The organism is Actinomadura napierensis, assembly GCF_039529375.1.
GTDB lineage: Bacteria > Actinomycetota > Actinomycetes > Streptosporangiales > Streptosporangiaceae > Spirillospora > Spirillospora napierensis.
Window position 1 is genome coordinate 1 of the sequence record NZ_BAAAMR010000218.1, and the last position, 6024, is coordinate 6024.

Annotated in this window: 5 protein-coding genes; 4 read left to right on the forward strand and 1 reads right to left on the reverse strand. The window is 72.5% G+C overall.

What is annotated here, in order from left to right:
- Window positions 1-356, reverse strand: a 356-nt coding sequence (locus ABD296_RS48605; protein WP_344285088.1) for an ANTAR domain-containing protein, incomplete at its 3' end; no start/stop codon positions are given.
- A gap of 231 nt (window positions 357-587) precedes the next feature.
- On the opposite strand from ABD296_RS48605, the gene ABD296_RS48610 reads away from it, so the two are divergent.
- The 4 genes from ABD296_RS48610 (at window position 588) to ABD296_RS48625 (ending at window position 5905) form a co-directional block, all read left to right on the forward strand.
- Window positions 588-1697: a M24 family metallopeptidase gene (locus ABD296_RS48610; protein ID WP_344285091.1), complete on the forward strand. Its 1110-nt coding sequence runs from the start codon at window positions 588-590 to the stop codon at window positions 1695-1697.
- 234 nt (window positions 1698-1931) lie between these two features.
- Entirely contained in the window at window positions 1932-3161 is a 1230-nt protein-coding gene (locus tag ABD296_RS48615; RefSeq protein ID WP_344285094.1) for an ABC transporter ATP-binding protein, read from the forward strand.
- Window positions 3158-4501, forward strand: coding sequence for an ABC transporter substrate-binding protein (locus ABD296_RS48620; protein ID WP_344285097.1), 1344 nt, complete (start codon window positions 3158-3160; stop codon window positions 4499-4501). The genes ABD296_RS48615 and ABD296_RS48620 overlap by 4 nt, the downstream gene beginning before the upstream one ends.
- Window positions 4502-4519: 18 nt before the next feature.
- The gene (locus ABD296_RS48625; protein WP_344285100.1) at window positions 4520-5905 is read left to right on the forward strand and encodes a carbohydrate ABC transporter permease; all 1386 of its coding nucleotides are present in this window, start codon (window positions 4520-4522) and stop codon (window positions 5903-5905) included.
- The last annotated feature ends 119 nt before the right edge of the window (window positions 5906-6024 follow it).

The window sequence follows — 6024 nt, forward strand, 5'->3', positions numbered from 1 at the left end:
AGGTCGGCGGGGTCGCCGGGGTCGGCGGGGTCCGCGGCGGGCTCGGCGGCCTGCGCGGTGGCGCCGAGAGCGGCAGGACCGCCGTCCGGCGCCGTGCGCGGCTCCGGCACGCCGCCGTGGGCCGGGTGCCCGCCGGGCACATCGGGGTCGGCGCCGAGCAGCAGCGCGGCGGCCGTCTCCGGCTCCATCCCGGAGTCGGAGGCCAGCTCCAGCAGGTGGTCGTAGGCGGCCTCCACACCGCAGCCGAACCGCTCGGCCAGCATGCCCTTGGCCTGTTCGACGACGGCGGCGGCGAGGACCGCGCCGGGTTCGGGGGCCGGCTTCCCGGGGCGGGCGGCGTCTCGGTCGTGCCGCATCGGCTCAGCCGCGGCGGGCCGGCGCGGGCGGGCCGGAGCGGCGGCGGCCCTGCCTTGTTGGGATCATTGTTGGGATCCTGGTGCGGTATCCGAGGCGGTACGAACTGTGTCGGAGCACGGACAGAATGTAACAGGAGCAGGTCACAGGGAGGAGGAAGCGGTGGACGACGGCGCGGCCCGCGCGTTTCGGCGGGGGCGCGGCCCGGCACCGCGACCGGTATGGAGACGGATGTGACAACGGAGTTGTATCCGCGCGAGCGCCTCGGACGGGTGCGGGAGGCCACCGAACAGGCGGGCCTCGGCGCGGTGCTGCTGACCCCCGGCCCGGACCTGCGCTACGTCACCGGGTACGACGCCAAGCAGTTGGAGCGGCTCACCTGCCTGGTGGTGCCGGCCGACGGCGAGGCGTTCCTGGTCGTGCCGCGGCTGGAGCTGCCGGCGGCGCACGAGTCGCCCGCGGGCTCGCTCGGCGTGGAGCTGGTGCCGTGGGACGAGACCGACGACCCGTACGCGCTGGTCGCGCGCCGGCTGCCCGGCGGCCTGGCGTCGGTGGGCGTGGCCGACCGGATGTGGGCGGTGATGGCGCTGCGGTTCCGCGCCGCGCTGCCGGGCGCCGAGCAGGTCGCGGCGGGCGGCGTGCTGCGGGAGCTGCGGATGCGCAAGAGCGCGGCCGAGGTGGCGGCGCTCCGCGAGGCCGGCGCGGCGATCGACCGGGTGCACCGCCGCGTCCCGGACCTGCTGCGGGCCGGGCGGACCGAGCGGGAGGTCGGCCGGGACATCGCCGAGGCGATCATCGACGAGGGGCACGAGGCGGTCGACTTCGTCATCGTCGGGTCGGGCCCGAACGGGGCGAACCCGCACGCCGAGCTGTCGGACCGGGTGATCCGGCGCGGCGAGCCGGTGGTCGTCGACATCGGCGGGACGATGCCGAGCGGCTACTGCTCGGACTCCACCCGCAACTACTGCGTGGGCGAGCCGCCCGCCGACTACGCCGCGTACTTCGCGGTGCTGGAGGAGGCGCAGCGCGCCTCGTGCGAGGCGGTCCGGCCGGGCGTGACGCCGGAGGCGGTGGACGCGGCGGCCCGCGACGTCATCGCGGCGGCGGGGCACGGCGAGCACTTCTTCCACCGCACCGGGCACGGCATCGGCCTGGAGTCGCACGAGGACCCCTACATCGTGGCGGGGAACCGCGAGCCGCTGGAGCCGGGAATGGCGTTCTCGATCGAGCCGGGCATCTACCCCGGCCCGCACGGCGCCCGCATCGAGGACATCGTGGTGTGCACCGAGGACGGCTACGAGCCGATGAACGTGACCGAGCGCGGCTTGGCGGTCGTCGGCTGAGGCCCGGTTCCCGGAGCGCTTCCGGGACAACGCGCGCAGAGGGCGCGGGCGGGTTTCCGTCCGCGCCCTCTGCTTGTTTTCGGATGGCGGAAAATAGCCCGGAAACGGGTCGGTAACGATCTCTGTACCAAATGCGTCAGCCGGTGCCGCGCGTATTGCGATCCGGCCGTTCCGCCCTGTACCACCTTGTTTCAAGTTACGCCGGGGTAGCGCTTGTCAAGCAGAGGAGACGCCGTGGCAGAGGTCGACCTGACCAGCGTCGGGAAGGTGTATCCCGACGGGACGCGGGCCGTGACCGACCTGAACCTCAGCATCGCCGACGGCGAGTTCCTGGTGCTGGTCGGACCGTCCGGCTGCGGCAAGACCACCGCCCTGCGGATGGTCGCCGGCCTGGAGGACATCTCCGAGGGCACCGTCGCGATCGGCGGCCGCGCCGTCAACCGGGTCCCCGCGCGCGACCGCGACGTCGCCATGGTCTTCCAGAGCTACGCCCTCTACCCGCACCTGTCGGTGCGCGACAACATCGGGTTCGGGCTGTCGCTGCGCAAGCTGCCCAAGAGGGAGATCCGGCAGAAGGTCGACCACGCCGCGGAGATCCTCGGCCTCACCGACCACCTGCACCGCAAGCCCCGCAACCTGTCGGGCGGGCAGCGCCAGCGGGTGGCGATGGGCCGCGCGATCGTCCGCGAGCCGCAGGCGTTCCTGATGGACGAGCCGCTGTCCAACCTCGACGCCAAGCTGCGCGTCCAGATGCGCGCCGAGATCGCCCGCATCCAGCGCGACCTCGGCGTCACCACGATCTACGTCACCCACGACCAGACCGAGGCGATGACGCTCGGCGACCGGGTCGCGGTGATGAAGAAGGGCGAGCTCCAGCAGGTGGCACCGCCGCAGGAGCTCTACGACCGGCCGACGAACCTGTTCGTCGCCGGCTTCATCGGCTCACCCGCCATGAACCTGCTGCACGGCACGCTGTCCGGGGACGCGGCGAACCCGCGCCTGGAGATCGGCGGCCAGACCCTGACGCTCGCCGGCGAGGCGCTGACCGAGCGCCCCGCCCTGGCGTCCTACTTCGGGCGCGACGTCGTCGTCGGCATCCGCCCCGAGGACATGGAGGACTCCGAGCTCGTGGACGCGCCCGGAGGGTCCGGGCTCACCTCCACCGCCGACCTCGTGGAGGCGATGGGCTCGGACGTGCTGGTCCATTTCGCGGTCGAGGCCGCCCAGGTCGTCACCGAGGACACCAAGGAGCTCGCCCGCGACGCGGGGACCGACGTGCTGGGGCACATGGAGCGCCCCCGCACGGACCTCGTCGCGAGGTTCAGCCCCCGCACCCGCGTGAAGGTCGGCGACCCGGTGACGATCCGCGTCGACACCGGTCGCCTGCACTTCTTCGATATCGAGTCCGGCGCGTCGATCTGGGGATCGGACGACGCCGGATCGCCCAGGAAGGATGAGGGATGAGCGTCAGCAGAGGTGTGATGGGCCGCAGGACGGTGGGGGCCGCCGTCGCGGCGGGACTGCTGCTGTCGGCCGCGGCCGCGTGCGGCGGCGGGGACGACGACAAGGGCGGCGGCTCGAAGACCTCGGCCGGGGGGACGGAGCTGAAGGGCGTCACCGTCTCGGTGGCCGCCAAGTGGACCGGCACGGAGGAGACCAACTTCCGCAAGGTCCTGCAGGCGTTCGAGAAGCAGACGGGCGCGACCGTCCAGTACGCCTCCACCGGTGAGAACACCGACGCCTACCTCGGCCCGAAGCTGGCCGCGCACAACCCGCCGGACGTGGCGATCCTGCCGCAGCCCGGGCTGATGGACCAGTACGCCGCCAAGGGCCAGCTGAAGCCGCTCGGCGCCGACGCGGTGTCGGAGGTGTCGCAGAACTTCTCGCCGTACTGGAAGGACCTCGGCTCCTACCAGGGCAAGACCTACGGCGTGATCGCCAAGGCGGCCTACAAGTCGATCATCTGGTACCGGCCGCAGGCGTTCTCCGACGCCGGCGTCCAGCCCCCGGCGACCTGGGCGGACCTGGTGAAGGGCGCCGGCACCCTGCAGGACTCCGGCACCACCCCGTTCACGCTGGCCGCCGGCCCGCAGGACTCCTGGACGCTGACCGACTGGTTCGAGAACGTCTACCTCTCGCAGGCCGGCCCCGACAACTACGACAAGCTGGCCAAGCACGAGATCAAGTGGACCGACCCGACGGTCGCCAAGGCGCTGCAGACGCTCGCCGAGATCTGGGGCAAGCCGCAGTTCCTCAACGGCGGCGTCGCCACCGCGACCAAGACCAAGTTCGACGAGTCGATCACCCAGGTCTTCGGCCAGAACAAGGCCGCGATGGCCTACGGCGGCGACTTCGCCGCGGCCAACATCGGCACCACCAAGGCCAAGGTCGGCACCGACGCCAAGGTGTTCGCCTTCCCCAAGGCCGGCGACACCGCCCCGGCGGTCATCGGCGGTGACGTCGCGGTCGCGATGAAGGACGGCAAGGGCGCGCAGGCGCTGATGAAGTTCCTCGCCTCCCCGGACGCCGGCAAGGTCTGGGCCGGGCTCGGCGGCTACCTCACGCCGAACAAGGCCGTGCAGCCGGAGGCCTACTCCGACCCGATCGCCAAGCAGCTGATCCAGCAGATGCAGCAGGCCGGCGACAACGCCCGCTACGACATGTCCGACCTGGCGCCGGCCGCGTTCGGCGCGACGCCGGGCGCGGGCGAGTGGGAGGCGCTGCGCCAGTTCGTGAGCAAGCCCACCGACGTCAAGGGCACGCAGGCCAAGCTGGAGGCCGCGGCCGCCAAGGCGTACAAGTAGGGGAGCGGACGACCCCGGATGAAGCCTACGAATGAGGGGGTGCCGCCGGCCGCCACGGCCGGCGGCGCCGCCGCCGTCACCGTCCCGGCCGCCCCCCGGCGCGGGCGCGGCGCGGGCGAGCGGCTGAAGCCGCCGTCCTGGCTGGCGCTGACGTTCCTGCTGCCCGCGCTGCTGCTGCTCGGCTTCCTGGTCGTGTACCCGATCGTCTACTCGGTGATCCGCAGCTTCTTCGACGCCTCGGGCGGCTCGTTCGTCGGCTTCGACAACTACACCGGGGTGTTCCAGGGGCACGACAACCTCGTGGCGGTGCGCAACACCGTCGTGTGGGTGGTGGTCGCGCCCACGATCGTGACCATCATCGGGCTGTTCTTCGCCGTGCTCACCGAGCGGATCCGGTGGGCGACGGCGTTCAAGCTCGTGGTCTTCATGCCGATGGCGATCTCGTTCCTCGCCTCCGGCGTCATCTTCCGGCTGGTGTACCAGCAGGACCCCGACCAGGGGGTGGCGAACGCGGCGCTGGTCGCGATCCACGACACCTTCAGGTCGGGCACCACCTATCCGGGCGCGGGCCCGCGCACGGGCGGCGACCAGCTCGTCCACCAGCAGGGCGGCGCCGTGCTCTCCTCCCGCCCGGCCTCGGCGGGGCAGACCGCGCTGCTGCCCCTGGTGAAGGTCAAGCCGGAGTACCTGCCGAAGGACGCGAAGCCGGCCGCGCAGCCGCCCGCCGCCAAGGCGGGCCAGCTGACCGGTGCGGTCTGGTTCGACTTCACCAAGGGCGGCGGCGGCGAGCTGAACAAGCCGAACGCCGGTGAGAGCGGCCTGCCGGGCATCAAGGTGGAGGCGGTCCGCGACGGCAAGGTCGTCGCCAAGGCGACCACCGCCGCCGACGGGACGTTCACGCTGAAGAAGGTGCCGTCCGGCCCGGTCACGGTGCGGCTGCCGAAGGGCAACTTCACCGCCTCCTACGGCGGCGCCGAATGGCTCGGCAGCACGCTGATCACCCCGGCGATCATCGGGTCGTACCTGTGGGTGTGGTCGGGCTTCGCGATGGTGCTCATCGCCGCGGGCCTGGCCGCCATCCCGCGCGACGCGCTGGAGGCGGCCCGGGTGGACGGCGCGACCGAGTGGCAGGTGTTCCGGCGGGTGACGATCCCGCTGCTGGCGCCGGTGCTGATGGTCGTGCTCGTCACGCTCGTCATCAACGTGCTGAAGGTCTTCGACCTGGTGTTCATCATCGGCGGCGGCGATCCGAACGCCAACGTGCTGGCGCTGGAGATGTGGACCAAGTCGTTCGGCGGCGGCAACGATCCCGGCGCCGGCAGCGCGATCGCGGTGCTGCTGTTCCTGCTGGTGCTGCCCGCCATGCTGTTCAACATCCGGCGACTGCGGCAGGAGCGCAAATGAGCACCGCGGACGGCACTGACGTCACCCCGGACGGCGGGCCGGGCGGCGCCGGCGGCACCGCCGCGTCCGCCGCCGCGCCGGAGAGGGACCCCGCGGCCCTCGGGGCGGCCGGGGCGCCG

Coding starts and splice junctions, on each gene's coding strand:
- ABD296_RS48620 (WP_344285097.1), top strand. CDS start 3,158: ATGAGCGTCAGCAGAGGTGTGATGGGCCGCAGGACGGTGGGGGCCGCC.
- ABD296_RS48625 (WP_344285100.1), top strand. CDS start 4,520: ATGAAGCCTACGAATGAGGGGGTGCCGCCGGCCGCCACGGCCGGCGGC.